Here is a 25,059-nt window from a genome sequence, read left to right on the forward strand (position 1 = left end):
CACATCGCCCGCACCCGGGTGAGCACGGGAGACCCGTCGCCGGTCCGAGCAAGGGGGACTACTCGTCGCTCGACTGAACGCGGGACCGGTCGCCGTACCGCGTACCGGACCCGGTCGCCGTACCGCGTACCGGACCCGGTCGCCGTACCGCGTACCGGACCGGTCGTCTTGCCGCGTACGGGAACCGTCTCCGTGCCGCGCGCACGGGAACCGCTGCCGGGCTTCGGCCGGGCTCTCCGCCGAGTCTCCGGCCTGCCCTTCGCCGGGCTTCGGTCCGGCCCTTCGCCGGGCCTTCGTCCGGCCGTGGGCCCGACCGGCATACTGTGCACCGCAAGTGACGCGTCCATGGCAATGCCAGGACGGGAGCGCGCCCGCATCGAGGCCGTTCCCCGGACGCGGGAATCATCTCAGGGGGAATTCACCACATGCGTTCCGTACGACTCCTGCCCGCCGCCCTCGGCCTGGTCACCGCGCTCGCGCTGACCGCCACGGCCTGCGGCCCGACCGAGACACCGGCGGCCGACAAGCCCGCCGCCGGAGCGAGCAGTTCCGCGCCGGCCACCGACGCGGGCACCGGGGACGGTGACGCCGGCCTCACCAAGGACCTCGCCGACAAGCTGAAGAAGCGCGGCGTCGACCTGGAGAAGTGGAAGGACGGCGAATGGAAGAACTGGGACACGAACACCTGGCTGCGTGAGGCCGAGGACTTCGTCAACCCGGTCATCGACGGGCTCTGGGACCCGGCGCGGATGCAGTCCGCGAAGAGCCCGGACCCCACGATCACCGCGCAGGCCGCGGGCGGCGGCACCGACCCGACGCCCCGGCCCGTCCGGGCCCAGCGCGAGAAGACCCCGTACCACCGCAACGCGGCCCCGGTCGGGAAGATCTTCTTCGACTCGCCGCAGGGCCACATGGTCTGCTCAGGCACCATCGTGAAGGACCCGCGGCGGCCCGGTAGGTCCAACCTGGTCTGGACGGCGGGCCACTGCGTCCACGCGGGCAAGAAGGGCGGCTGGTACCGCAACATCACCTTCGTCCCGGCCTTCAACGACCTGGGCAAGTCCCCCACCGCGCTCAACAACGCGCAGCCGCACGAGGTCTACCCGTACGGCCAGTACTGGGCCGACTGGGCGGTCACCTCGGGCGAGTGGATCAACTCCGGCGGGACCAACCAGGCCTGGCCGTACGACTACGCCGTCCTGCACGTGAAGCCGCAGCGAGGCAGCAAGTCCCTGGAGGAGACCGTCGGGGCCGCGCTGCCGGTCGACTTCTCCGCTCCCGCGCCCGCCCAGGCCGGCACGATCGGCGCCTGGGGCTACCCGCAGGCCGCCCCGTACAACGGCGTGATCATGCACAAGTGCGTGGACCGCGCGACCCGCATGACGACGGCGCCCGCCACCCCGGTCATGTACCGGATCGGCTGCACGATGACCGCGGGGTCGTCGGGCGGCGGCTGGTTCCGCGTCATGCCGAACGGCAAGACCGCGCTCGTGTCGAACACCTCGATCGGCCCGGCCGGCCGCAACGGCTGGCTCGCGGGCCCGCAGCTGGGCCGGGGCGCCAAGGCGGCGCACGACATGGTCAGCAAGAAGTACGCCCGCTGACCCGTCCCACCGGCGCCCCGCGTCGTCCCGCCGGTCGCTGACAGCGCGGCGGAACGGCCGGACGGCCGAAGGCTGAACAGAGAAGACAGAAGGCGAAAGCAGAAGGCGCCGGTCCCCTCCCTCTCGGGAGGAGGCCGGCGCCTTCGGCGTCACTCGGTCAGTGCGCCGCCGGGACGTACGGCGCGAGCATCGCCGCCAGTTCCTCGTGCACCCGGGCCTTGAGCAGGGTCCCCTCCGGGGTGTGCTCCTCGGACTCGACCTCGCCCTCGGCGTGCACCCGCGAGACGAGACCGCCCTGCGTGTACGGCACGAGGGCTTCGAGCTCGACCTGCGGGCGGGGCAGCTCGGAGTCGATCAGGGCGAGCAGCTCCTGCATGCCCTGACCCGAGCGGGCCGAGACCACGATGGAGTGCTTCTCCGTCCGCAGCAGGCGCTGGAGCACCAGCGGGTCCGCGGCGTCCGCCTTGTTGATGACGACGATCTCCGGCACCTTCACCGCGCCGACGTCACGGAAGACCTCGCGCACGGCGGCCAGCTGCTCCTCCGGCGCCGGGTGCGAGCCGTCCACCACGTGCAGGATGAGGTCGGAGTCGCCGACCTCCTCCATGGTGGAGCGGAACGCCTCGACGAGGTGGTGCGGCAGGTGCCGGACGAAGCCGACCGTGTCGGCCAGGGTGTAGACCCGGCCGGTGGGCGTCTCGGCCCGGCGGACCGTCGGGTCGAGGGTGGCGAACAGTGCGTTCTCCACGAGCACGCCCGCGCCGGTGAGGCGGTTGAGCAGGGACGACTTGCCGGCGTTGGTGTACCCGGCGATGGCGACCGACGGCACCTTGTTCCGGCGCCGCTCCTGCCGCTTGATGTCGCGGCCGGTCTTCATCTCCGCGATCTCCCGGCGCATCTTCGCCATCTTCTCGCGGATGCGGCGCCGGTCGGTCTCGATCTTGGTCTCACCGGGACCGCGGGTGGCCATGCCGCCACCGCCGCCGCCGCCCATCTGACGGGAGAGCGACTGACCCCAGCCGCGCAGGCGCGGCAGCATGTACTGCATCTGCGCGAGCGCGACCTGCGCCTTGCCCTCTCGGGACTTGGCGTGCTGGGCGAAGATGTCGAGGATCAGGGCGGTCCGGTCGACCACCTTGACCTTGACGACGTCTTCGAGGGCGATGAGCTGGCCGGGGCTGAGCTCGCCGTCGCAGACGACGGTGTCGGCGCCGGTCTCGACCACGATGTCGCGCAGTTCGCGCGCCTTGCCGGAGCCGATGAAGGTGGCCGGGTCGGGCTTGTCGCGGCGCTGGATCACGCCGTCGAGTACGAGGGCGCCCGCCGTCTCGGCGAGGGCCGCGAGTTCCGCGAGGGAGTTCTCCGCGTCCTGGACGGTCCCGGAGGTCCAGACACCGACCAGCACGACGCGCTCGAGGCGCAGCTGGCGGTACTCGACCTCGGTGACGTCCTCGAGCTCGGTGGAGAGTCCCACGACACGGCGCAGGGCCGCGCGCTCGGAGCGGTCGAACTGGTCGCCGTCCCGCTCTCCGTCGATCTCGTGGCTCCAGGCGACGTCCTCTTCCATCAGGGCATCGGCCCGAAGGCTCTCGGTACGGCTCGTCTCCGCGAAGCTCTGCTCGTCCTGGGAAGGGGAAGAAGAGGAGGTCATTGGATCCTTACGTCGAGTGCCCGCACGGCCGGCGCCGGGGTCGGCGGAGCCGTGGAGCGATGAGTCTTATGCCGTCACAACGCGTGAGGGCACGGGATGATTCCCGGGCCGTCGGCCGCGTCGCCGACCTGACGATGGTGACACGCCCCGGCGCGGCCCGTCATCCGGGTTTCGGGGCGGTCCGCGCGGTCCCGGCGGGGCGGCTGCGCCAGTCCGGGTGGCCGGGCATGGCCGGGGTCTTCGCCTCGTACAGCCAGCCCCGGAAGAAGGCGGTGAGGTCGCGTCCGGCGATCTCGCCGGCCAGGGCGACGAAGTCGGCCGTGGTGGCGGTGCCGTCGCGGTGGTCGGCGACCCAGCGCCGCTCCACGCGCCGGAAGGCCTCGGTGCCGATCTCCTGGCGGAGCGCGTAGAGGACGAGGGCGCTGCCGTCGTAGACGACGGGCCGGAAGAGGCTGATCTTGTGGCCGGGCGAGGGGGGTTCGGGGGCGGCCGGGGGCCCGCTGGCGGCCCGCCAGCCGTCGGAGGCGGCGTAGGCGGCCTTCATGCGCCGCTCCAGGGACCTGCCCGCGGTCTCCTCCGCGTACAGCGCCTCGTACCAGCTGGCGTGCCCCTCGTTGAGCCAGAGGTCGGACCAGGTGCGCGGCGAGACGCTGTCGCCGAACCACTGGTGGGCCAGCTCGTGCACCATCACGGAGTCGACGTACCACTCGGGGTAACCGGGCTCGGTGAAGAGGCGGCGCTCGAAGAGCGACAGGGTCTGGGTCTCCAGCTCGAAGCCCGTGGTGGCGTCGGCGACGAGCACCCCGTACGTCTCGAAGGGGTACGGGCCGACCTGCCGCTCCATCCACTCCAGGTGGCCGGGGGTCCTGCGGAGCCAGGGCTCCAGGAGCTCCCGGTCGGCGGTGCGCACCACGTCCCGGACGGGCAGGCCGTGCGGGCCCGCCCGGTGCACGACCGTGGAGCGGCCGATGGACACCTGGGCGAGCTCGGTGGCCATCGGGTGGGCGGTGCGGTACGTCCAGGTCGTGGTGTCCCCGCGGGTGACGCGGCCGGCGGGCAGGCCGTTGGCGACGGCGGTGAGGCCGCTGGGGGCGGTGACGCGGAAGGTGAAGTACGCCTTGTCCGAGGGGTGGTCGTTGGACGGGAAGACCCGGTGGGCGGCGTCGGCCTGGTTGGCCATGGCGAGGCCGTCGCTCGTCCGGACCCAGCCGCCGGTGTCGGCGGGGCCGCCGGGGTCGCTGGTGTGCGTCACGGTGATCGTGACCGACTCGCCCTCGTCGATCGGGACGGCGGGGGTGACGACGAGGTCCTCGCCGGCGGCGGCGTAGGTGGCGGCGAGTCCGTCGACGGTGACGGCGGAGACGGTGCCGTGGGTGAAGTCGAGGTTGAGCCGGTCCAGGTCGTCGGTGGCGAGGGCGTCGATCCGGGTCACGGCGGCCAGCGGCGCGGTGTTGACCCCGGGGTAGGTGAGGTCGACGGTGTACGCGAGGACGTCGTAGCCGGGATTGCCGAGGTGGGGGAAGAGCGGGTCCCCGATGCCGAGCGGCTCCGGGGCGGGCAGCGCGGCGGCGACGAGACCGGCCGAGGCGGCGACCAGGACGGCGGAGCGGAGCCATCGCGCGCGGGGCAGGGGCGTTCGGACGAGCGGCATGGGCCAGGCCTTTCCGGAGGACTGCCCTACGGCTACCAGGGCCGCGCCCGCTCCCCGGGGCGACGCGCTCGCCCGCCACTCGAAGGGGGCACGGGCGTCCCCCGGCGGACGCCGTCGGCCTGTGGCGGGCCGGGCGCGGACGCCGCCGTCATGTGGCGGGCCGGGCGAGGGCGGACGCCGTCGGGGTCAGGGCGGGACGCACCTTGGCGGACACCGCCGTCATGTTGCTGGCCGGACCGGGGCGGACGCCGTCGGCCTGTGGCGGGCCGGGCCGGGGCGGACGCCGTCGTCCTGTGGCGGACCGGGCCGGAGGCCGTCGTCCTGCGGCGAGCCGGGCCCCGGCGGACGCCCGCCCGGGGCGGGGCGTGCCGACGAGGCCCGGCAGGGGTACGGCGTGCGGGCCGTCGGGGCGCTCGTCCGCCGATCGACCGGACAGTGTGCGGGCCGCGGGGCGCCGAGGGCCCTCTTCCGCCGGCCGTCGGACGGCCGACCCTCCGTCCGTCAGGCCCTCCGTCCGTCAGGCCCTCCGACCGTGTGGCCGCCCAACCCTCTGACCGGCCGACCGACTCTCCAACCGGCCGTCCAGCCGTCCGGCGACAGCGCCCGGTCCCGGTCCCGGTCAGGCCCCGATCCGCCGTCTCGCCCGCCCGGTCAGGCCCGGCGCGGTTCCGGGGAGCGGTGTCGGGCGCGGCTCACGTCGTAGACGCCGGGCACGTCCCGCATGGCCCGCATGAGGGCGGCGAGCCGGGCGACGTCGGGCAGGTGGAGGGTGTACGTGTGGCGGACCCGCTGCTCGCTGGGCGGTTCGACGGTCGCGGAGACGACGGCGGCCCCGGCGACGGCGATGGCCTCGGTGAGGTCGGCGAGGAGACCCGGCCGTCCGAAGGACTCCGCGACGAGGGTGACCCGGCCCTGGGCGGTGTCGCCCCAGCGGACGGCGACGGGTTCGCGGCCGAGCCGGCGCATGGTGTCGACGGCGGCGCAGCCGCTCCGGTGGACGGTGACGGATCCGCCGCGGACCCGGAATCCGGTGATCTTGTCCGGGGGTACGGGGGTGCAGCAGCCGGCCGGGCGGGCGGAGGCGCGGGGCTCGCCCTCCAGGTCGGCGTGGAGCTCCGCGCCGGAGCGGTGGTCGGCGGTGACCCCGGACGGCGGGCGGGGGCCGGTCGCGGCGACGGGCGGTGCGGTGGTCTCCGGGTGGGCGCGGAGCCAGCCGGTGATCGCGATGCGGGCCGCGGGGGTGCGGGCGTGGTCCAGCCACTCGGGGGACGGCCCGGAGACGGTGTCCTGGGCGAGCAGCAGCTGGACGGTGTCCCCGTCGCGCAGGACGGTGCCGAGGGGTGCGAGGCGTCCGTTGACGCGCGCGCCGTGACAGGCGTGGGCGGCTTCGCCGTGCTGCGCGTACGCGGCGTCGACGCAGCTGGCGCCGGCGGGGAGGCTGATGGTGCCGGGGCCGCTGCCGTCGGCGCGGAAGACGGTGATCTCGTCGTCCTCGGCGAGGTCGGCGCGGAGCGAGGTCCAGAAGGTGTCGGGGTCCGGGGCGGCCTGCTGCCAGTCGAGGAGCCGGGAGAGCCAGCCGGGCCGGGTGGGGTCGACGCGCTCGCCGTCCTCGGCGGCCGTCGCGTCGGCAGCTTCGGGCGCGACGGAGGAGGTGGAAGCGGAGGGCGAGGCCGGCGAGGCGGCCGCGGATGCTCCCGCGGGGGCGGCTCCGGACCGAGGCTCGGGGCCCTGGGCGTCGGCGTCCCGCGTACGCGTGTCCCGCGGGGCGGCGCCCCGCGCGGTGGGGGTGCCCGGTCGTCCGGTGGTCGCCGTGGGGGCGGCGGAGGGCTCGCCGTCCGGGGCGGCGTCCGGCTGTCCGGCGGTCTCCTGGCCCACGTGCGGGTTGCCGAGGGCGACGACGCCCGCCTCCGCGACCGTGTGCATCCGGTGGGTGCGGATCAGGACCTCGGCGACGGCGCCGTCCGGGGCCGCGACGGCGGTGTGGAGGGACTGGTACAGGTTGAACTTCGGGGCCGCGATGAAGTCCTTGAACTCGGAGATCACCGGCGTGAAGCAGGTGTGGAGCTCGCCGAGGACCGCGTAGCAGTCGGCGTCCTCGGCGACCAGGACGAGGAGCCGGCCGAAGTCGCAGCCGCGGAGCTCGCCGCGCTTGAGGCGGACGCGGTGGACGGAGACGAAGTGCCGCGGCCGGACGAGGACTTCGGCGCCGATGTCCGCCTCGCGCAGGACCGCCGAGACCTGCGCGGCGACGGCGTCGAGGGCGTCGCCGGCGTGCGGGTTGTCGGCGATGAGCGCGCGGGTGGCCTCGTACTCCTCGGGGTGGAGGATCGCGAAGACCAGGTCCTCCAGCTCGGTCTTGAGGGCCTGGACCCCGAGCCGTTCGGCCAGCGGGATGAGGACGTCCCGGGTGACCTTGGCGATCCTGGCCTGTTTCTCGGGCCGCATCACCCCGAGCGTGCGCATGTTGTGGAGCCGGTCGGCGAGCTTGATCGACATGACCCGTACGTCGTTGCCGGTGGCGACGAGCATCTTGCGGAAGGTCTCGGGTTCGGCGGCGGCCCCGTAGTCGATCTTCTCCACCTTGGTGACGCCGTCGACGAGGTACGCGACCTCCTCGCCGAACTCCCGGCGCACCTGATCGAGCGTCACATCGGTGTCCTCCACGGTGTCGTGGAGGAGCGAGGCGGTCAGGGTGGTGGTCTCGGCGCCGAGCTCGGCGAGGATCAGGGTGACCGCGAGCGGATGGGTGATGTACGGCTCGCCGCTCTTGCGGAACTGGCCGCGGTGCGAGGACTCCGCGAGGACGTACGCCCGGCGCAGCACCGTGAGGTCGGCCTCGGGGTGGTGGGCCCGGTGCGCCTCGGCGACGTGACTGATCGCGTCGGGCAGCCGGTCGCGGGGGGCCGGTCCGGCCGTGGCGCCGAGCAGGGCGGCGCGGCCGATCCGGCGCAGGTCGATTCGGGAGCGTCCGCGTCTGCGGGCGGTCGCATCGGTGACGGCGGCGTCCGCCGCGCTCACAGGGTTGGTGGCCTCTGCGCTCATGGGGCACCTCCGGCAACGTCGACCGGCGGTGGGCGGGCCAGGCGTGCCCGGGGGGCCGGTGCTTGATGCTACCGAGCCCACCACGTGGCGCAGTCGCCCTCTCGCTCAGCGTGAATCGGATCACCCATTCGAGCGACAGATCAGTCGTTGACTGTTTCGATTTCGCCGCTTCCTTCGATTCCCGCGCCGGGGCGCGCGGGCTCAGCCGAGCCAGGCGGGGTCGACGGTGCCCTCGGCGACGATCACGGCGGGGCCCGTCATGTCGATCTGCCCGTCGGGGTGCTCGGTGATGAGGAGCGTGCCGCCGAGCACGTCGACGGTGTACGTGACGGGGGTGCCGCTGACCGCCGGGTCCGCGCCGTCGCGGCGGGCGGTGGCGACGGCGACGGCGCAGGCGCCCGTGCCGCAGGAGCGGGTCTCCGAGGCGCCGCGCTCGTGGACCCGCATCGCGACGTGCCGGGGGCCGCGGTCGGCGACGAACTCGATGTTCACGCCGTCCGGGTAGACGGCGGCCGGCGCGTAGGGCGGCTCCGTGTAGAGGGTGCCCGCGTGGTCGAGGTCGTCGACGAAGGCGACCGCGTGCGGGTTGCCCATGTTCACGTTGCGCGCGGGCCAGCTGCGGCCGTCGACGGTCACGGTGACGCCGGCCTTGGGGAGCAGCGCGCGCCCCATGGCGACGGTCACGGATCCGTCCTTGTCGAGGTGGACGCGCTTGACCCCGCCGCGGGTGGCGACGGCGACCTCGCCGGCGGTGACGTGCCCGGCGTGCTCCAGGTAGCGGGCGAAGACCCGGACTCCGTTGCCGCACATCTCGGCGACCGAGCCGTCGGCGTTCCGGTAGTCCATGAACCACTCGGCCTCGTCGGCCATGTGCCGCGCCTCGGGGTGGGCGGCGCTCCGCACGACGTGCAGCACTCCGTCGGCGCCGATGCCGGCCCGACGGTCGCAGAGGCGCGCGACGAGGGCCGGGGGAAGGTCCACGGCGTTCTCCGCGTCGGGGACGATCACGAAGTCGTTCTCGGTGCCGTGGCCCTTGAGGAACCGGAGGGGCGGGCGCGGTGCGGTCTGCGTGCTGGTCACGAGATCAACTGTACGGGGTCGCTCTGACGGACCGCCTGGTCGCCCGGCGGTCAGCGCAGGCGGGCGACGCGCCAGACCGCGAGGGCGATCAGGGCTGCGATCGTTGTCACGTAGAGCGCGAGGTATCGCCAGTCGGGCCGCTCGCCCGAGCCGCGCGGCGGCAGGCCCGGCCAGGTGTAGCCGACCTTGCGGGCGGCCATCATGCCCCAGCCGGCCGCGCAGAAGCTGATGAGGAGACCGAGCATGGCGAGGACGGCGCCGCCGTCGCCCGAGCCGAAGGCGAGCGGGAACGCGAACATCAGGGAGCCGACGGCGGCCAGGCCCACGATCGGGGCGAGCTGCCAGATGCGCAGCCGGCGCTGCGGCCGCAGCTCGACCTCGACCTCGTCGGCGTCCACCTCGACGGAGGTGCCGACGGCGTCGTCGGGGCCGTCCGGGGTCAGCCCGGGGGCACCGACGGGCAGGTCGCCGGTCGGACGGCCCGGGATGTCACCCGTCGGGTCGCCGAGCGCCGATTCGTGCTGTTCTCTGTCGCGAGGGCCGGCCTCCATCGCCACGCGCCCTCCCCACTCGGACTTCACTTGGTCGATCGATGCTCGATGATGGCACGCTCCTGACCGCCGGAATGACGGGCAGGGCGTCCCGATGCCATCACGTGATCAGGCTGTAACCGCTCGTTCGACCAACGAGAGCGCCTGCCCCGGGAGTTCCCCCCGGTGCTCGGCGGCTCCGCTGAGCCAGTGGACCCGGGGGTCCCGGCGGAACCACGAGTCCTGGCGGCGGGCGAAGCGCTTGGTGGCGCGCACGGTCTCGGTGCGCGCCTCGTCCTCGGTGCACTCCCCCGCGAGCGCGGCGAGCACCTGCTGGTAGCCCAGGGCGCGGGCCGCGGTGCGCCCCTCGCGCAGGCCGACGGCCTCCAGGCCGCGCACCTCGTCGACCAGGCCGGCCTCCCACATCCGGTCCACCCGGGTGGTGATCCGCTCGTCGAGTTCGGGGCGGCCCACGTCGACGCCGATCTGGACGGTGTCGTAGACGGAGTCGGGTCCCGGCAGGTTGGCGGTGAAGGGCTTGCCGGTGATCTCGATCACCTCGAGGGCGCGGACGATCCGGCGGCCGTTGCTGGGCAGGATCGCGCGGGCCGCCTCGGGGTCGGCCTCGGCGAGCCGGGCGTGCAGGACGCCGGAGCCGCGCTCCTCCAGTTCGGCCTCCAGCCGGGCCCGGACGGCGGGGTCGGTGCCGGGGAACTCGAGGGCGTCGACGGCGCCCCGTACGTACAGGCCCGAGCCGCCGACGAGGACGGGGGTGCGGCCGGCGGCGAGCAGGCGGTCGATCTCGGCACGGGCGAGCCGCTGGTACTCGGCGACGCTGGCGGCCTCGGTCACGTCCCAGATGTCGAGGAGGTGGTGGGGGACGCCGCCGCGCTCCTCCGGCGTCAGCTTGGCGGTCCCGATGTCCATCCCGCGGTAGAGCTGCATGGAGTCCGCGTTGACGACCTCGCCCCCGAGCTCCTGGGCCAGGAATACACCCAGATCGGACTTTCCGGCTGCCGTGGGGCCGACGACGGCGATGACCCGCGGGGCGGGAGCTGCGCTTCTCACCGCACCAGTCTCGCAAACCTCACGGCCCGTCCCCGAACGAGCTACGTGACGGCCCCCGGTCGCCTTCGTTGCCTGTTGCGAGGTTCCGGCTGTCGATCATCACGGAATCCCTCCCATCCGAGTACGCTATGGAGTGAATATGGGCGTTTTTTCGATGTTTCGCCGCAAGAAGAAGGATCCGGCCGCGGTCCCGTCGGAGGAGACGGAGACCGGGGTCGTCGCTCCGACCGCGGACGGCGACGGCGACGGCACGGAGGCCGCCTCCGGGGCGGAGTCCGGGGTCGCGGCGGCGGAGGCCACCGCGAAGGCGGAGCTGGACGCCGTCCCGGCGGACGGGACCGCCGATGCGGACGGCGGCGTGGAGGACGGCGCGACCGCCGCGGACGTCGTGGAGATCCCGAAGCAGCAGTCGGTCGAGGCCGCCGCGGACAACGGGGCCGGCGAAGGCGCCCGCGCGTAGGCAGGACACGCAGGCAGGAATCGGAACGAGGACTCCTCGGGGGTCCACGGAGGGAAGGTGCCCCATGGGTCTCCTGGATTCGCTGAAGGCAAAGCTCGGCCCGGCCAAGGACAAGGTCGCCGATCTCGCGCAGCAGCACGGCGGCAAGATCGACCACGGCATCGACAAGGCCGCGAAGCTGGTGGACGAGAAGACCAAGGGCAAGTACAGCGACAAGATCCATTCCGGTACGGACAAGGCCAAGGACGCGCTGGACCGGATCGGTCACAAGGACGGCGGCGCCCCCGGCGACGGCACGACGCCGCCCGCGCCCGGCAGCGGCGGCCCGACGCCCCCGCCCGGCAGCGGCGGCCCGACGCCCCCGCCGGCCGCCTGACGGCCCCTCCCCCACGGCGGACGGCCGCGGAGCACCTCGCTCCGCGGCCGTCCGCCGTTTCCGTGCGCCCCGGTGGCGGGACCTCAGGACCAGGCGGCGACGAAGTACCCCACGCCGTACGGCGCGTCCTCGAAGAGCAGTCGGCCGTCCAGGCCCGCGTTCTCGGCGGCTCCCGCGAGGACCTGCCAGGGAGCGCGGCCGGCCGCCTTCAGCTCGTACGCGAGCTCCGGCTCCAGCGCCAGCAGCGCGGCGGCGTCGGCGGCGCCCAGGGCGCGGGCGGCCTCCGCGTCGAAGCCCTCGGCACGCTCGTCGAGATAGCCGGGGGCCTTCACGGTCCGGCAGGCGCTCCCGTCGCCGAGCACCAGGAGGGCGACCCGGTCGGCCGAGTCGGCGAGGCCGCGGCCGATGCCGGCGCAGACGTCCGGGGTCGCCCCCGGCTCGACGCCCAGGCCCTCGACCGGCGCGTCGGCCCAGGCGGTCCGGCCGAGGAGCCAGGCGCCGACGGCGAGGGAGCCGGGCAGGGGCCGGTCGGCGCCGTCGGCGGCTCCCCCGGCCGGCGGGGCGTCGCCGAGCCGTACGGAGAGGTCGACGCCGAAGCCCGCGAAGGAGCCGGTCGAGCCCGCCGGGAAGACGCCGTGGGCGCCCTCCTCTGCCGGTCCGATCACGTACAGCCGGTCGGGGCGCGCCGCGGCGAGCAGCCCGACCGCGTCCGTACAGGCCGCCCGTGCGGCGTCCAGCTCGGGGGCGGCGCCGGTCGCGACCTCGGGGACGAGGAGCGGCGGGCAGGGGCAGACGGCGGCGGCGACAAGCATGATCGGCAGCCTACTGCGCCCGCCCGGCGAGGCCGGGCCCCCGCACGGCCTGACGCGCCGCCCACGACGGACGGGCAGGACCGGGGGCGGGACACCGGGCGGCTTGCCGGGCAGAGGCCGGGCCAGACGCCGAAGAGCCGAGCCCGCGGCCCGGGCCGGCACTGGACCGAGGCCCGAGTCGGAGGCCCGACCCGACTCCGTGGACCGCTCACGCGGACGGGCCCACCGCGCACGCCCGGCCGCGGGCCCCGGACGGTCTGGCGCTCCGCAGACGACCGACGGGGGCGGACAGGGAGCGGGACATGGGCTGCTTGCCGGGCAGGCCCCGTGGAGCCGCCGGACCGGGCCGGCACCGGACCGGGCCGGGCCGGAGTCGGAGGTCCGGCCCGGTGGCCGTAGAGCGCTCACGCGGGCGGCCCGCGGCGGACGCCCGGCGGCGGGCTCACGGCGGGGGCCCGGGCCGCCCGCACGCCGGACGCCCGAACCGCTACACGGCGCACGCCCGGCCGCCCGCACGCCGGACACCCGAACCGCTGCACGCCGCACTCCCGGACCCCTACACGGCGGATGTCCGGCCGCAGGCCTACGCCGGACGCCCTGCCGCGCCCCAGCAGACGGGCCGGCGGGTGCTCGGGCCCGTGCCGCGGAGGGGCCCCGGCCGCGTCTCGTCGTGTCAGTGGCTCCCGCAGGCCGGGGCCTCGGCTGCCGGGAGGGGGGCCGGGACGCCGATCTTCGGGAGGCCCAGCAGGACGCCCGCCGGCTTCGCGGCCGCCGCGGTGCTGCGCTTCTCCCAGGCGTCGCCGGCGCGGGTGCGGCGCACCGCCGTGACGGGTCCCTCGGCGAGCAGGTGGTGCGGGGCGGCGTAGGTGATCTCGACGGTCACGACGTCACCGGGGCGGACGTCCTCGTCGGGCTTGGTGAAGTGGACGAGCCGGTTGTCGGGGGCGCGGCCCGAGAGGCGGTCCGTGGCGCCGTCCTTGCGGCCCTCGCCCTCGGCGACCATGACCTCCAGGGTGCGGCCGACCTGCTTCTTGTTCTCCTCCCAGGAGATCTCCTCCTGGAGGGCGACGAGCCGCATGTAGCGCTCCTGCACGACCTCCTTGGGGATCTGGCCCTCCATGTCGGCGGCCGGGGTCCCGGGGCGCTTGGAGTACTGGAAGGTGAAGGCGTTCGCGAAGCGGGCCTCGCGGACGGCGTGCATCGTCTGCTCGAAGTCCTCCTCGGTCTCGCCGGGGAAGCCCACGATGATGTCGGTGGAGATGGCGGCGTGCGGGATCGCCGCGCGGACCTTCTCGATGATTCCGAGGAAACGCTCCTGCCGGTACGAGCGGCGCATCGCCCGGAGGATCGCGTCCGAGCCGGACTGCATCGGCATGTGCAGCTGCGGCATGACGTTCGGCGTCTCGGCCATCGCGGCGATGACGTCGTCGGTGAAGTCGCGCGGGTGCGGCGAGGTGAAGCGGACCCGCTCCAGGCCCTCGATCTGTCCGCAGGCGCGCAGCAGCTTGGAGAAGGCCTCGCGGTCGCCGAGGTCGGAGCCGTAGGCGTTCACGTTCTGGCCGAGCAGGGTGATCTCGGAGACGCCCTCGGCGACCAGAGCCTCGATCTCGGCGAGGATGTCGCCGGGGCGGCGGTCCTCCTCTTTGCCGCGCAGGGCGGGCACGATGCAGAAGGTGCAGGTGTTGTTGCAGCCGACCGAGATCGAGACCCAGGCGGCGTACGCGGACTCGCGGCGGGTCGGCAGCGTCGAGGGGAAGGCCTCCAGCGACTCGGCGATCTCGATCTGCGCCTCCTCCTGCACGCGGGCGCGCTCCAGGAGGACGGGCAGCTTGCCGATGTTGTGCGTGCCGAAGACCACGTCGACCCAGGGGGCCTTCTCGACGATGGTGTCGCGGTCCTTCTGGGCGAGGCAGCCGCCGACGGCGATCTGCATGCCGGGGCGCGTGGTCTTCCGCGGGGCGAGGCGGCCGAGGTTGCCGTACAGCTTGTTGTCGGCGTTCTCGCGGACGGCGCAGGTGTTGAAGACGACGACGTCGGCGTCCCCGTCGGAGCCCTTGGGGGCCTGGACGTAGCCCGCCTCCTCCAGCAGACCGGAGAGCCGCTCGGAGTCGTGGACGTTCATCTGGCACCCGTAGGTGCGGATCTCATAGGTCTTCGTGCCGTCAACGCTCACTGCGGTGCTCCGGTCGCTGCTGCTCGTCATGCGTCCAAGGGTAGGCGGTTCCCGGAGGGCCTCCGGCCGGGCCGGTGGGGCGGGGGCCCGGGGCGGGGCCTCGGTTCCGCGCCCCCCGGGTCCCGCGGGTTCCCGCGGGACGGGTGGTGCGGGAAACCTCACCCGGGCGGGCGGGAATCCCCGTACCGGGGCCGGGCACATGGATCCTAGGTTCGGAGGGACGAGCGCGGGCCCGCCGGCCCCGCCCCCTCCCCGCCCCTAGGAGACCTCTCTCGTGCACCTCGACCCGATACCCCTGGCGAACGCCCGGCAGCCCGTCGACGGCGTCGCGGGCTGGGCCATCGACCTCGTCGACACCCTGGGCGGGCCGGGAGCCGGTCTCGCCATCGCCCTGGAGAACCTCTTCCCGCCGCTGCCCAGCGAGGTGATCCTCCCGCTGACCGGCTTCGCGGCCGGCCAGGGGGTGCTCAGCCTGGCCTCGGCGCTGTTCTGGACCACGCTCGGCTCGGTCGTCGGCGCGGTGGCGCTCTACGGACTCGGGGTGCTCTTCGGCCGGGAGCGGATGCACGCGCTCTGGGGGAAGCTGCCCCTGGTGAAGGCCTCGGACCTGGTCCGCACGGAGGAGTGGTTCGCCCGGCACGGCACCAAGGCCGTGCTCCTCGGCAGGATGGTGCCGATCTTCCGGAGTCTGATCTCGGTGCCCGCCGGTGTCGAACGCATGCCGCTGCCGCTCTTCGTCCTGCTCACCACCGCGGGCAGCCTCGTGTGGAACAGCGTGCTCGTCCTGGCCGGCTACTGGCTGGGCGACCGCTGGGACCTCGTGGAGGTGTACGTGGGCTTCCTGTCGAAGGCGGTGCTCGTCCTGGTCGTCGTCGCCGTCGCCGTCTACGCGGTCGTGCGGCTCCGCGGACGCGGCAGGACCGCCGGTCACCGGCGCTCCCGGTGACACCGGGGGCCGGCCCCGCCGGTGCGGTGCCGTCCCGGCGATCTTGTCCGGGCGGCACGGGCGCCTTAGGGTCGGGCCCCGTGCGCGGGGACGGGGATCCGGGGACGACGGCGGTCGGGGGGAGCGGCGGGGACGCCGCCCGCACGGCCGTGCCGTCCTGGCCGCGCCGCGCGCTCGGGACCCTCCTCGGCTGCGTCACCGCGCTGTTCGGCGCCCTCCACCTGCTCCTCGCGGGTGCGGTCCTCGGCCCCTTCCTGCTGTGGCCGCGCACCCGCACCGGCGCCCTCGGGCTCCTCACGGCCGGCGCCCGGCGGCTGGTCACCGTGGAACGGCTCCGCCGCACGGTCTTCTTCGGCGACCTCTTCCCCGAGCACCACCGGGTCCCGGACCGGAGGATCCTGCGCTACCTGGCCGTCCGCAGCAGTGCGGGGCTGCTCTGCGCGGTGGTGCTCGCCCTGCTCGTCCTCGGCGTCGTCCTGGCCGGGGTCCTGGCGTACGGCTTCGTCCGGGGCTCGCTCGGCTGGGCCGATCTGCTCACCCAGCTCCTGCTCGGCGGTGTGCTCCTCTTCCTCGACGTCCAGGGGCTGTTCTCGCTGGCCGCGCTGGACGCGCGCTCCGCGCGGGCGTGCCTCGGCCCCTCCGAGCGGGAGCTGCTGCGGCGCCGCATCGACGAACTCGCCGCCAGCCGGGCCGCCGTCGTCGAGGCCGTGGACGCCGAGCGGCGGCGCATCGAGCGCGATCTCCACGACGGGGTGCAGCAGCGTCTGGTGGCGCTCGGCATGCTCATCGGGCGGGCGCGCCGGGGCCGCCACCCGGAGCCGGCCGACGCGCTGCTGCTCCAGGCGCACGAGGAGTCCCGGAGCCTGCTGACCGAACTGCGCGAGGTGGCCTGGCGGGTGTACCCGTCGGCGCTGGACGGCCTCGGGCTCGAAGAGGCGCTCGGCGGGGTCGCCGAGCGCAGCGGCATCCCGCTGCGGATCCGTTTCGACGTGTCCGCGCCGCTGCCGCGGCCGGTGGAGACAGCCGCCTACTTCGTGGTGTCGGAGTCCGTGACGAACGCGGTGAAGCACTCCTCGGCCACGGTGGTCCAGGTGGCGGTGGTGCGGGACCGGGCGGGGCTCACCGTCCGCGTCGAGGACGACGGGACGGGCGGCGCCGACGCGAACGGCGGCGGGCTGACGGGACTGCGCAGCCGGGTGGCCGCGCTCGACGGCGTGCTGCACATCCACAGCCCCCTCGGGGGACCGACCACCATCACCGCGGAGCTGCCGTGCGCCTGATCCTCGCCGAGGACTCGACCCTGCTGCGGGAGGGCCTGGTCAGGCTGCTCACCGAGGAGGGCCACGAGGTGCTGGCGGCCCTGGGCGACGCGACGACGCTCCTCAAGGAGGTCGAGGAGCGGCGGCCGGACGCCGTCGTCGTCGACATCCGGATGCCCCCGACCCATACGGACGAGGGGCTGCGGGCGGCCGTCGAGATCCGCGAGCGCCTGCCGGAGGTGGCCGTGCTCGTGCTCTCCCAGTACGTCGAGCGGCACTACGCGGCCGAGCTCCTGGCGGCCGGCGCCGAACGGGTCGGCTACCTCCTCAAGGACCGGGTGGCGCAGGTCGAGGAGTTCCTCGACGCCTTGGAGCGGATCCACGCGGGCGGCGCCGCGATCGACCCGGAGGTCGTACGGCGGCTGGTCGTCCGGACCACCCACGGGGATCCGATCGCGCGGCTGACGCCCCGGGAGCGGACGGTGCTGGAGGCCCTCGCGGAGGGGCACACCAACGCGGCCATCGCGCAGAAGCTGCACCTCTCGCTGAGCGCGGTGGAGAAGAACCTCAACGCCGTCTTCGACAAGCTGGAGCTGCCCCGCACGACCGGCTACAGCCGCCGGATCCTCGCGGTCCTGCGGTATCTCCGGTCGTAGCGGGGCGGTCCCACGGCCCACGCGGCCCACGCGGCCCACTGCGCGCCCGGCGGGTGACGGCCGGGCGGGCGGGGCGGCGGCGGGACCGCGGGGCGGCGCTCAGGCCCGCCATTCGGCGAGGACCTCCTCGGTGTGCTCGCCGGGGAGGGGCGCGCGGTCCGGGGTCCCGGTGGGGGTGCGGTCGAAGCGGGACGGCGGGGCGGGCTGGAGGTCGGCGGCGTCGCCGACGGCCACGAAGGCCCGGCGGACGGCGAGTTGGTGGTGGGCCGCGGCCTCCTCGGCCGTGAGGACCGGGGCCACTCCGGCGTCCACGGCGTCGAAGAGCTTCACCCAGTGCTCGCGGTCGCGGCTCGCGAATCGGGCCGCGATCAGCGCGCGCAGCGCGGGCCAGGCCTCGGGGTCCGCGCGGTCCGGGAGGCCGTCGGCCCCGTCGAGGCCCAGCTGCTCCAGGAGGTTCTGGTAGAGCCGGGGCTCGATGGCGGCGACCGCGAGGTGGCGGCCGTCGGCGGCCCGGTAGAGCGAGTAGTGCGGGGCGTCGGTGACCGTGTGGTTGCCGGGGACCTGGCGCCACTGGTGGATCAGCGTGGAGATCAGGGCGGCGCCGTCCGCGAGCGCGGTGTCGACGACCTGCCCGCGGCCGGAGCGCTCCCGCTCGTGGAGCGCGGCGAGCAGCGCCTGCACATGGGCGTTGGCGCCGCCGGCGAAGCTGGAGAGGTACGCGGTCGGCGGCGGCAGCGGGTCGCCGGTGGCCGGATCGGTGTCCAGGGCCCCCGTCAGGGCGAGGACGGCCAGGTCGTGGGCGGCCCGGCCGGCCCATTCGCCCTGCTGGCCCCAGCCGCTGACCCGTCCGTACACCAGGCGCGGGTTGCGGGCGAGGGCCGCCTCCGGTCCGATGCCGAGCCGGTCCGCGACACCGGGGCGGAACCCCTCGACCAGGATGTCCGCGTGCTCGGCGAGCGACAGGGCCTGCTCGACGCCCTCGGGGCTCTTGAGGTCGAGGGCGACCGAACGGCGGCCGCGGGAGAGCGGGTTCTCCGCCGGGCGCGGCTCGTCGGGGCCGGCGGTCCGGGCGGGCGCCCGGTCGACGCGGACGACGTCGGCGCCGAGGCCGGACAGGACGGTGCCGACGAACGCGGTGGGTGCCGAGCCCGCGAACTCCAGTACGCGTACTCCGGTCAGCGGTCCGGCCATGGCCAACTCCTCTGTTTCGCTGCGTCGGTGACGCGTTCCACGCTAGGGCGAGGGGGGTCGCGAGGGACTGCGGAGATCCGTAGCGCCCGGCATTCCGCCGCCCCGGAGACTGGAGTGAATTTCTCCGTTCCCCGATGCCCCGCCCCCTTACCGATTCCCGGATTCCAGGATTCCCCGAATATCGGAATCCCTGATGTCGAAAGGCATGAAGAATGGCCGTCGTCTACACCGCAGAGGTCACCTCCACCGGAGACGGGCGCAACGGCGCCGTGCGCTCCTCCGACGGGCTGCTCGACCTTCCCCTCACCAGCCCGAAGGCCGTGGGAGGGTCCGGCACCGCCAGCAATCCCGAGCAGCTCTTCGCCGCGGGCTACGCCGCCTGCTTCCACAGCGCGCTGCGGGTCTCCGCGCGCGAGTCCAAGGTCGCGCTGACCGAGGACACGGTCGTCGCCGCGGTGGGGCTCCACAAGGAGGAGAGCGGATTCCACCTGTCGGTGGTCCTCACCGTCGAACTCCCCGGAATCGACGCCGCCGAGGCCCGCCGGCTGGCGGACGCGGCGCACGCGCGCTGCCCCTACTCGAAGGCCGTCCGGGGCAATGTCGAGGTGCGGGTGGATATCGCCGCCGTGTGATCCGCCCGGAAACGCAGGGAAATCCCCCGTGGTCGTGCCACGGGGGATTTCCTCGTCCTTCGCGGGTCGGCGGCGGCCCCGTCCTGGGATCAGGGGGTCGCCGCGGCGGCCGCCGCGGCCGCCGCGGGCAGCGCCTCGACCACCCGGCCCACCGCCCGGTCGTCGTGCGAGGCCGAGACGAACCAGGCCTCGAACGGCGAGGGCGGCAGATAGACGCCCCGGCGCAGCAGTTCGTGGAAGAACGGCGTGTACCGGTACGACTCGGTGGCGCGGACCCCGTCGAATTCGACGACCTCGTCCTCGGTGAAGAACACCGAGAACATCGTGCCGGAGTACTGGACCCGGTGGGCCACGCCCTCCTTCGTGAGGGCCGCGGAGACCTCCCGGCCGAGTGTCGACGAGACCTCGTCGAGCCGCTCGTACACCTCGGCGGTGCTGTGCCGGAGGGTGGCGAGGCCGGCGGCGGTGGCGACCGGGTTCCCCGAGAGGGTGCCCGCCTGGTAGACGGGTCCGGCCGGGGCCAGGTGCGCCATCACGTCGGCGCGGCCGCCGAAGGCCGCCGCCGGGAACCCGCCGCCCATGACCTTGCCGAAGGTCAGCAGGTCGGGGGCGACCCCGTCGCGGCCGTACCAGCCGGAGCGGCTGGCTCGGAAGCCGGTCATCACCTCGTCGGAGACGAGCAGCGCCCCGTGGCGTGCGGTGATCTCCTTCAGGCCCGCGTTGAAGCCGGGCAGCGGCGGCACGGCGCCCATGTTCCCGGGCGCGGCCTCGGTGATGACGGCGGCGATCTCGTCGCCGATCTCCGCGAAGACCTTCTCGACGGCGGCCAGGTCGTTGTACGGCAGGACGATCGTGTCGCTCGCCTGGGCGCCGGTGACGCCCGGTGTGTCGGGGAGGGCGAAGGTGGCGAGGCCGGAGCCGGCCGAGGCGAGCAGCGCGTCCACGTGGCCGTGGTAGCAGCCGGCGAACTTCACGATCTTCCCGCGCCCGGTGAAGCCGCGGGCGAGCCGGATCGCCGACATCGTCGCCTCGGTGCCCGAGCTGACCAGGCGGACCTGCTCGACGGGGGCGACCCGCTCGACGATCTCCTCGACGAGCTCGACCTCCCCGGTGGAGGGCGCGCCGAAGGAGGTGCCGCGCGCCAGGGCACCGGTGACCGCCTCGACGACGGCCGGGTGCCGGTGGCCGAGGATCATCGGGCCCCAGGAGCAGATGAGGTCGACGTACTCGTTGCCGTCGGCGTCGGTGAGGTACGGGCCCTGGGCCGAGGCCATGAAGGGCGGGGTGCCGCCGACGGCCCCGAAGGCCCGGACCGGGGAGTTGACGCCGCCGGGGGTGACCCGGCGGGCCCGCTCGAAGAGTGCTCTGCTCGCGTTACCGGCGCCGCTCATCGCCCGGCCTCCTCGGAGACGGTGTGGCCGAGGGCGGCGTCGAGGACGACGGCGCCCCGCGGGAGGACCCGGACCGGGTTGAGGTCCAGGGCGAAGCCGGCGGGCCAGTCCTGGACGAGCTCGCCGACCTTGTGGAGCAGGTCGGCGGCGGCCTCGACGTCCACCGCGGCCCGCCCCCGCGCCCCGCCGAGTATGCGCGCTCCGCGCAGTCCGGAGAGGAGGGCGGCCCCCTCGCCGGGGGCGAGGGGCAGGAGCCGGTGGCCGACGTCGTCCAGGACCTCGGTGAAGATGCCGCCGAGTCCCGCGGTGAGGACCGGTCCCAGGTCGGTGGTGTGGACGCCGACGATCAGCTCGACGCCCTCCCCCGCCGGGTCGACCAGTTCCTCGACGAGGACCTCACCGCCGAGTGCGGCGAGGCGGGCGTGGACCTCGGGTGCGGTGGCGGCGGTGACGCCGATCTCCACTCCCCCGGCCTCCGTCTTGTGGAGCAGGCCGGGGACGACGGCCTTGAGCACCGCCGTACCGCCGACCTCGGCGACGGCCCGTACCGCGTCCTCGGCGTCCTCGGCGATCCGGCCCTTCGGCACGGTGATCCCGGCTTCGGCGAGGAGCCGCTTCAGCTCGGGTTCGGTGGCCCCGGCCCCGGGGCCTGGCACGGTCCCCGGGCGCGGGGCGTCCGGCAGCGTACGGGGGCGGCTGACCTCCCAGAGGGCGGCGGCGGCGCGCAGGGCGCGGGCCGGCGTCGGGTACTCGGGGAGCCCGGCCTCGCGCAGGTCGCGCGGGGCGTCGGGGGCGAGGAAGTCGGCGCCGGTGCGGGCGACGAGGATGGGCTTGCCGCCCTTCTCGGCGGCCCGCGAGAGGGCGTTGACGGCCTTCTCCACGTCGGGTCCGGCCATCACGCAGAAGGCGGCGACGATGATGTCGACGGTGTCGTCGGCGATCAGCACGTCGAGGGAGCGGTCGAAGAGCGAGGGGTCGCTGAGGACGGTGGCCGTGATGTCGACGGGGTTGTCGATGGCGCCGAAGGCGGGGACGATCTCGGCGAGCGCCTCCTTGCTGCGCGGTTCCAGGGCGCTGAGCTCCAGGCCGTGGGCCTCGACGGCGTCGGCGGCGAGGATGCCGGAGCCGCCGGAGGTGGTGACGACGGCGACACGGTTGCCGGTGGGGCGCCGGTCGGACTCGAAGACCCGTGCCACGTCGAGGAGTTCGTCGATGTCGTCGACGCGGACGATGCCGAGTCCGCGCAGGGCCGCGTCCAGGACGCGGTCGTCGGTCGCGAGGGCGCCGGTGTGCGAGGCGGCGGCCCGCCCGCCGGCCTCGGTACGGCCCGACTTGAGCAGGGCGACGGGCTTGCCTGAGCCTGCCAGTTCGCGCAGGGTCCCGATGTCCGGGGTGTCCTCCAGGTAGCCCAGGAGACCGGTGACCTCGGGTACCGCGGCGAGTTCGCGGAGGACCTCCAGGGCGGTGACGTCGGCGTCGTTGCCGGTGCTGACGACCCAGCCGGGGCGCAGGCCCCGCTCCAGGGCGAGGCTCGCGGCCCCGAAGCCGAGGGCTCCGCTCTGGCTGACGAAGGCGAGGGTGCCGGGCTCGAAGGGCACGGACTCGGCGCCGAAGAGGGGGCTGAAGGTGGCGAGGACGCGGTTCTCGTACCCGACGGCGCCGATGCAGTTCGGGCCGATGATCCGCAGGCCCCCGGCGCGGGCCTTGGCGACGATCTCGTCCTGGAGCCGGGCGCCCTCCTCGCCGGTCTCGGCGAAGCCGGACGAGGCGATGACGGCGAGCTTCACGCCGGCCGCGACGCAGTCGTCGACGGCGCCGGCCACCCGCTCGGCGGAGACCATGATCAGGGCCAGGTCGACGGGTCCGGGGGCGTCCTTCACGCTGGGGTACGCGGGGACGCCGAGGATCTCCGGGGAGCGCGGGTTGACCGGCAGGATGCGGCCCTTGTAGCCGTACCGGAGGAGGTAGTCGAGCGGCTTGCGGCCCAGGGCGCCGGGGCGCTCGCTGGCCCCGATGACGGCGATGGATTCGGCTTCCCAGAGAGCCGAGATGTCACTCATGCGATGGCCTCGATCTTCGTCTCGTTCGGTGCGTTCGGGTCGTTCTGCGCGGGGGCGTTCGGGCCGCTCTGCGCGTGCCGTGCCTGCTGTGGGGCGCCGTCCTCGGCCTCCGCCGCCGCGAAGAGGCGGGTGAAGGCGGCGATGTGCCGGGCCCCGTCCGGGTCGGCCGCCAACTCCCGCACCAGGACGGTGGGCTGGTGCAGGGCCTTGTCGACGATGCGCCGTACGCTGCGGTCGATCTCCCGCCGTACCGTGCCGTCGATGCCGTCGAACCCGTCCAGCCGGCGGGCCAGCCGGTCGAGTTCGGCCTCGGCGGCCTCGGTGGCGGCGGTCCGCAGCGCGGTGAGGACCGGTTTGGCGCCCGCGAGCCGCAGACCGGTGCGGAACTGCTCGACCTCGGCGTCGATCAGCTGGTGGGCGGCCTGGACGCTGGCCGCCGAGATCTCGTCCTCCTGGCCCTCCTCCGCGATCCGGCGGAGGTCGACGAAGGTGACGCCCGGCAGCTCGGCCGCGCCGGGGGCGATGTTGTGCGGGAGGGACAGGTCGAGCAGGAACAGTTCGCGGCCGTCGCGGGCGGCGAGCGCGTCCTCGACGTCCTCTGCGGTGACCAGGTGGCCGGTCGCGGCGGTGGCGCCGACGACCACGTCCACCTCGGTGAGCAGCCGGGGCAGGTCCGTGAGGTCGTAGCCGGTCCCCCCGGTGGTCTCGGCGAGCCGCTGCGCCTTCTCCGGGGTGCGGTTGGCGACGTGGACGCGGTCGAGGCCGGAGCGGCGCAGGGCGGCGACGACGACGCCGGCGAACGCGCCGGCGCCGATGACCAGGGCCGTCTTGCCGTGCAGGGAGCCGACCCTGCGCTCGAAGAAGCCGAGTCCGGCGGTGGCGAGCGAGCGGCCCGCCTCGTTGAGTCCGGTCTCGTTGCGGGCGCGCTTGCCGACCCGCAGGGCGGTCTGGACGGCCTTGGCGAGGACCCGGCCGGTGCGGTCGAGCCGCTGGGACCGTTCGAGGCCCAGTTTCACCTGGCCGAGGATCTGGTCCTCGCCGACCACGACGGATTCGAGTCCGGAGGCCACGGCGAACAGGTGGCGTACGGCTCCGTCGGCGCGGTGACTGTAGAGGTGCGGGGCGATCTCGGCGTGGTCGACCCCGGTGTGCTCGGCGAACAGCCGGCCGAGGCCGGTCAGTTCGCCGGGGCCGCCGGGGAGGCCCTCGCCCCCGGCGGCGGTGGTGTCGTCGCGGGTCTCGGCGTAGATCTCCAGGCGGTTGCAGGTGGAGACGACGACGGCGGCGTCGATGCCGTCGACCGAGGTGGCGTCGGAGACGAGGTCCTCGGCGGGCCGGTCGGTGCCGGCGAGTCTCTCCAGGAGGTCGAGCGGGGCGCTGGCATGGCTGATGCCGAGGACCAGCATGGTGGAGGACGGGCTCACCGGGTCACCGGTCCAGCGTCTGGGCGAACTCGGAGGCCCAGTAGGTGATGATCTGCGTGGCGCCCGCGCGGTGGATGGAGGCCAGGCTCTCGCGGACGACCTGGTCGCGGTCGATCCAGCCCTTGGCGGCGGCCGCCTCGACCATGGAGTACTCGCCGGAGACCTGGTAGGCGGCGACGGGCACCTGGACGTGGTCGGCGATGAGCCGGACGATGTCGAGGTAGGCGAGGGCGGGCTTCACCATCACGAGGTCGGCGCCCTCGGCCACGTCGAGCGAGACCTCCAGGAGGGACTCGCGGATGTTGCCGGGGAACTGCTGGTAGCCCTTGCGGTCACCGCGCAGGGTGGACTCGACGGCGTCCCGGAAGGGGCCGTAGAAGTGCGAGGCGTACTTGGCGGAGTAGCCGAGGATGGCCACGGACTGGTGGCCGGCCCGGTCGAGCGCCTCGCGGATGCGGCGGACCTGGCCGTCCATCATGCCGCTGGGGGCGACGATCTGGGCGCCCGCGTCGGCCTGGACGACGGCGGCCTGCGCGTAGAGCTCGATGCTGGCGTCGTTGTCGACGTCGCCGTTGGCGTCCAGGACCCCGGTGTGGCCGTGGTCGGTGTACTCGTCGAGGTTGATGTCGCCGATGATCACGGAGGAGTCCCCGACCTCGGCGACGACGTCGCGGAGGGCGACCTGGAGGATGCCGTCCGGGTCGACCGCGCCGGTGCCGGTGGGGTCCTTGTGTTCGGGGATGCCGAAGAGGATGAGTCCGCCGACCCCGTTGGCGACCGCTTCGGCGGCGGCCTTGCGGAGCGTGTCACGGGTGTGCTGGAGGACGCCGGGCATGGAGGGGATCTCGCGGGCCTCGGTGAGGCCCTCGCGGAGGAAGAGGGGCTGGACGAGGTTGGCGGGGCCGACCCGCGTCTCGGCGGCGAACCGGCGCAGCGCGGGCGTGCGGCGCAGCCGGCGGGGGCGGTAATAAGGGGCGGCGGGGTCGGTGACCGCGGTGTTGCGGCCGTAGGCGTCGTACGTCATGAGCGGGACTCCTTCGAGGGCGTGGCGGC

General features: G+C 74.4%; 20 protein-coding genes. 7 read left to right on the top strand and 13 right to left on the bottom strand.

What is annotated here, in order from left to right; translation table 11 throughout:
• The first annotated feature begins 425 nt into the window (after nucleotides 1-425).
• Nucleotides 426-1,604, top strand: a complete 1,179-nt coding sequence (locus tag ACY0MR_RS10145; protein WP_473560392.1) for a trypsin-like serine peptidase — start codon at nucleotides 426-428, stop codon at nucleotides 1,602-1,604.
• A 157-nt stretch (nucleotides 1,605-1,761) separates the two neighbouring features.
• On the opposite strand, the gene hflX is transcribed toward ACY0MR_RS10145, so the two are convergent.
• The 6 genes from hflX to miaA form a co-directional block, all read right to left on the bottom strand.
• The gene (hflX, locus tag ACY0MR_RS10150) at nucleotides 1,762-3,255 is read right to left on the bottom strand and encodes a GTPase HflX (RefSeq protein ID WP_361846457.1); all 1,494 of its coding nucleotides are present in this window, start codon (nucleotides 3,253-3,255) and stop codon (nucleotides 1,762-1,764) included.
• A 160-nt stretch (nucleotides 3,256-3,415) separates the two neighbouring features.
• The gene (locus ACY0MR_RS10155) at nucleotides 3,416-4,906 is read right to left on the bottom strand and encodes a M1 family metallopeptidase (protein WP_473560394.1); all 1,491 of its coding nucleotides are present in this window, start codon (nucleotides 4,904-4,906) and stop codon (nucleotides 3,416-3,418) included.
• 651 nt (nucleotides 4,907-5,557) lie between these two features.
• Nucleotides 5,558-7,948, bottom strand: coding sequence for a RelA/SpoT family protein (locus ACY0MR_RS10160; protein ID WP_392865116.1), 2,391 nt, complete (start codon nucleotides 7,946-7,948; stop codon nucleotides 5,558-5,560).
• 201 nt (nucleotides 7,949-8,149) lie between these two features.
• Nucleotides 8,150-9,028 (bottom strand): diaminopimelate epimerase, encoded by an 879-nt coding sequence (dapF, locus tag ACY0MR_RS10165; protein WP_473560397.1) that lies wholly within the window; start codon nucleotides 9,026-9,028, stop codon nucleotides 8,150-8,152.
• A gap of 50 nt (nucleotides 9,029-9,078) precedes the next feature.
• Nucleotides 9,079-9,579: a hypothetical protein gene (locus ACY0MR_RS10170; RefSeq protein ID WP_392209477.1), complete on the bottom strand. Its 501-nt coding sequence runs from the start codon at nucleotides 9,577-9,579 to the stop codon at nucleotides 9,079-9,081.
• A gap of 108 nt (nucleotides 9,580-9,687) precedes the next feature.
• Nucleotides 9,688-10,626, bottom strand: coding sequence for a tRNA (adenosine(37)-N6)-dimethylallyltransferase MiaA (miaA, locus tag ACY0MR_RS10175; protein ID WP_473560399.1), 939 nt, complete (start codon nucleotides 10,624-10,626; stop codon nucleotides 9,688-9,690).
• A gap of 154 nt (nucleotides 10,627-10,780) precedes the next feature.
• Between miaA and ACY0MR_RS10180 the strand changes: the two genes are divergently transcribed.
• Nucleotides 10,781-11,086, top strand: coding sequence for a hypothetical protein (locus ACY0MR_RS10180; protein ID WP_473560400.1), 306 nt, complete (start codon nucleotides 10,781-10,783; stop codon nucleotides 11,084-11,086).
• A 64-nt stretch (nucleotides 11,087-11,150) separates the two neighbouring features.
• Entirely contained in the window at nucleotides 11,151-11,462 is a 312-nt protein-coding gene (locus tag ACY0MR_RS10185; RefSeq protein WP_388806873.1) for an antitoxin, read from the top strand.
• Between the two features lie 83 nt (nucleotides 11,463-11,545).
• Here ACY0MR_RS10185 and ACY0MR_RS10190 read toward each other — a convergent pair whose 3' ends face one another.
• Complete coding sequence (locus tag ACY0MR_RS10190) at nucleotides 11,546-12,274, bottom strand: class III extradiol dioxygenase subunit B-like domain-containing protein (protein ID WP_473560403.1); 729 nt, start codon at nucleotides 12,272-12,274, stop codon at nucleotides 11,546-11,548.
• A gap of 673 nt (nucleotides 12,275-12,947) precedes the next feature.
• Nucleotides 12,948-14,477: a tRNA (N6-isopentenyl adenosine(37)-C2)-methylthiotransferase MiaB gene (gene miaB, locus ACY0MR_RS10195; RefSeq protein ID WP_361861386.1), complete on the bottom strand. Its 1,530-nt coding sequence runs from the start codon at nucleotides 14,475-14,477 to the stop codon at nucleotides 12,948-12,950.
• A gap of 244 nt (nucleotides 14,478-14,721) precedes the next feature.
• Here miaB and ACY0MR_RS10200 point away from each other — a divergent pair, with 244 nt between their 5' ends.
• From ACY0MR_RS10200 to ACY0MR_RS10210, 3 genes are all read left to right on the top strand, one after another.
• Complete coding sequence (locus ACY0MR_RS10200) at nucleotides 14,722-15,393, top strand: DedA family protein (protein ID WP_404081668.1); 672 nt, start codon at nucleotides 14,722-14,724, stop codon at nucleotides 15,391-15,393.
• 80 nt (nucleotides 15,394-15,473) lie between these two features.
• On the top strand, nucleotides 15,474-16,673 hold the full coding sequence (locus ACY0MR_RS10205) for a sensor histidine kinase (RefSeq protein WP_473560405.1): 1,200 nt from the start codon (nucleotides 15,474-15,476) through the stop codon (nucleotides 16,671-16,673).
• Nucleotides 16,664-17,308: a response regulator transcription factor gene (locus ACY0MR_RS10210; protein ID WP_388806881.1), complete on the top strand. Its 645-nt coding sequence runs from the start codon at nucleotides 16,664-16,666 to the stop codon at nucleotides 17,306-17,308. Before ACY0MR_RS10205 ends, ACY0MR_RS10210 begins: the two co-directional genes overlap by 10 nt.
• A gap of 99 nt (nucleotides 17,309-17,407) precedes the next feature.
• On the opposite strand, the gene ACY0MR_RS10215 is transcribed toward ACY0MR_RS10210, so the two are convergent.
• Nucleotides 17,408-18,499, bottom strand: a complete 1,092-nt coding sequence (locus ACY0MR_RS10215) for a CaiB/BaiF CoA transferase family protein (RefSeq protein WP_473560408.1) — start codon at nucleotides 18,497-18,499, stop codon at nucleotides 17,408-17,410.
• A gap of 212 nt (nucleotides 18,500-18,711) precedes the next feature.
• On the opposite strand from ACY0MR_RS10215, the gene ACY0MR_RS10220 reads away from it, so the two are divergent.
• Complete coding sequence (locus ACY0MR_RS10220; protein WP_361861371.1) at nucleotides 18,712-19,131, top strand: organic hydroperoxide resistance protein; 420 nt, start codon at nucleotides 18,712-18,714, stop codon at nucleotides 19,129-19,131.
• 89 nt (nucleotides 19,132-19,220) lie between these two features.
• Here ACY0MR_RS10220 and hemL read toward each other — a convergent pair whose 3' ends face one another.
• From hemL to hemB, 4 genes are read right to left on the bottom strand one after another with little or no spacing between them, the layout of a single operon-like run.
• Entirely contained in the window at nucleotides 19,221-20,522 is a 1,302-nt protein-coding gene (gene hemL / locus ACY0MR_RS10225) for a glutamate-1-semialdehyde 2,1-aminomutase (protein ID WP_473560410.1), read from the bottom strand.
• Complete coding sequence (locus ACY0MR_RS10230) at nucleotides 20,519-22,582, bottom strand: acetate--CoA ligase family protein (protein ID WP_473560412.1); 2,064 nt, start codon at nucleotides 22,580-22,582, stop codon at nucleotides 20,519-20,521. The genes hemL and ACY0MR_RS10230 overlap by 4 nt, the downstream gene beginning before the upstream one ends.
• Nucleotides 22,579-24,006: a glutamyl-tRNA reductase gene (gene hemA / locus ACY0MR_RS10235; protein WP_451060675.1), complete on the bottom strand. Its 1,428-nt coding sequence runs from the start codon at nucleotides 24,004-24,006 to the stop codon at nucleotides 22,579-22,581. Before hemA ends, ACY0MR_RS10230 begins: the two co-directional genes overlap by 4 nt.
• Nucleotides 24,007-24,010: 4 nt before the next feature.
• Complete coding sequence (hemB, locus tag ACY0MR_RS10240) at nucleotides 24,011-25,030, bottom strand: porphobilinogen synthase (protein ID WP_473560414.1); 1,020 nt, start codon at nucleotides 25,028-25,030, stop codon at nucleotides 24,011-24,013.
• Nucleotides 25,031-25,059: the final 29 nt, after the last annotated feature.

The organism is Streptomyces sp. JN8, from assembly GCF_055808075.1.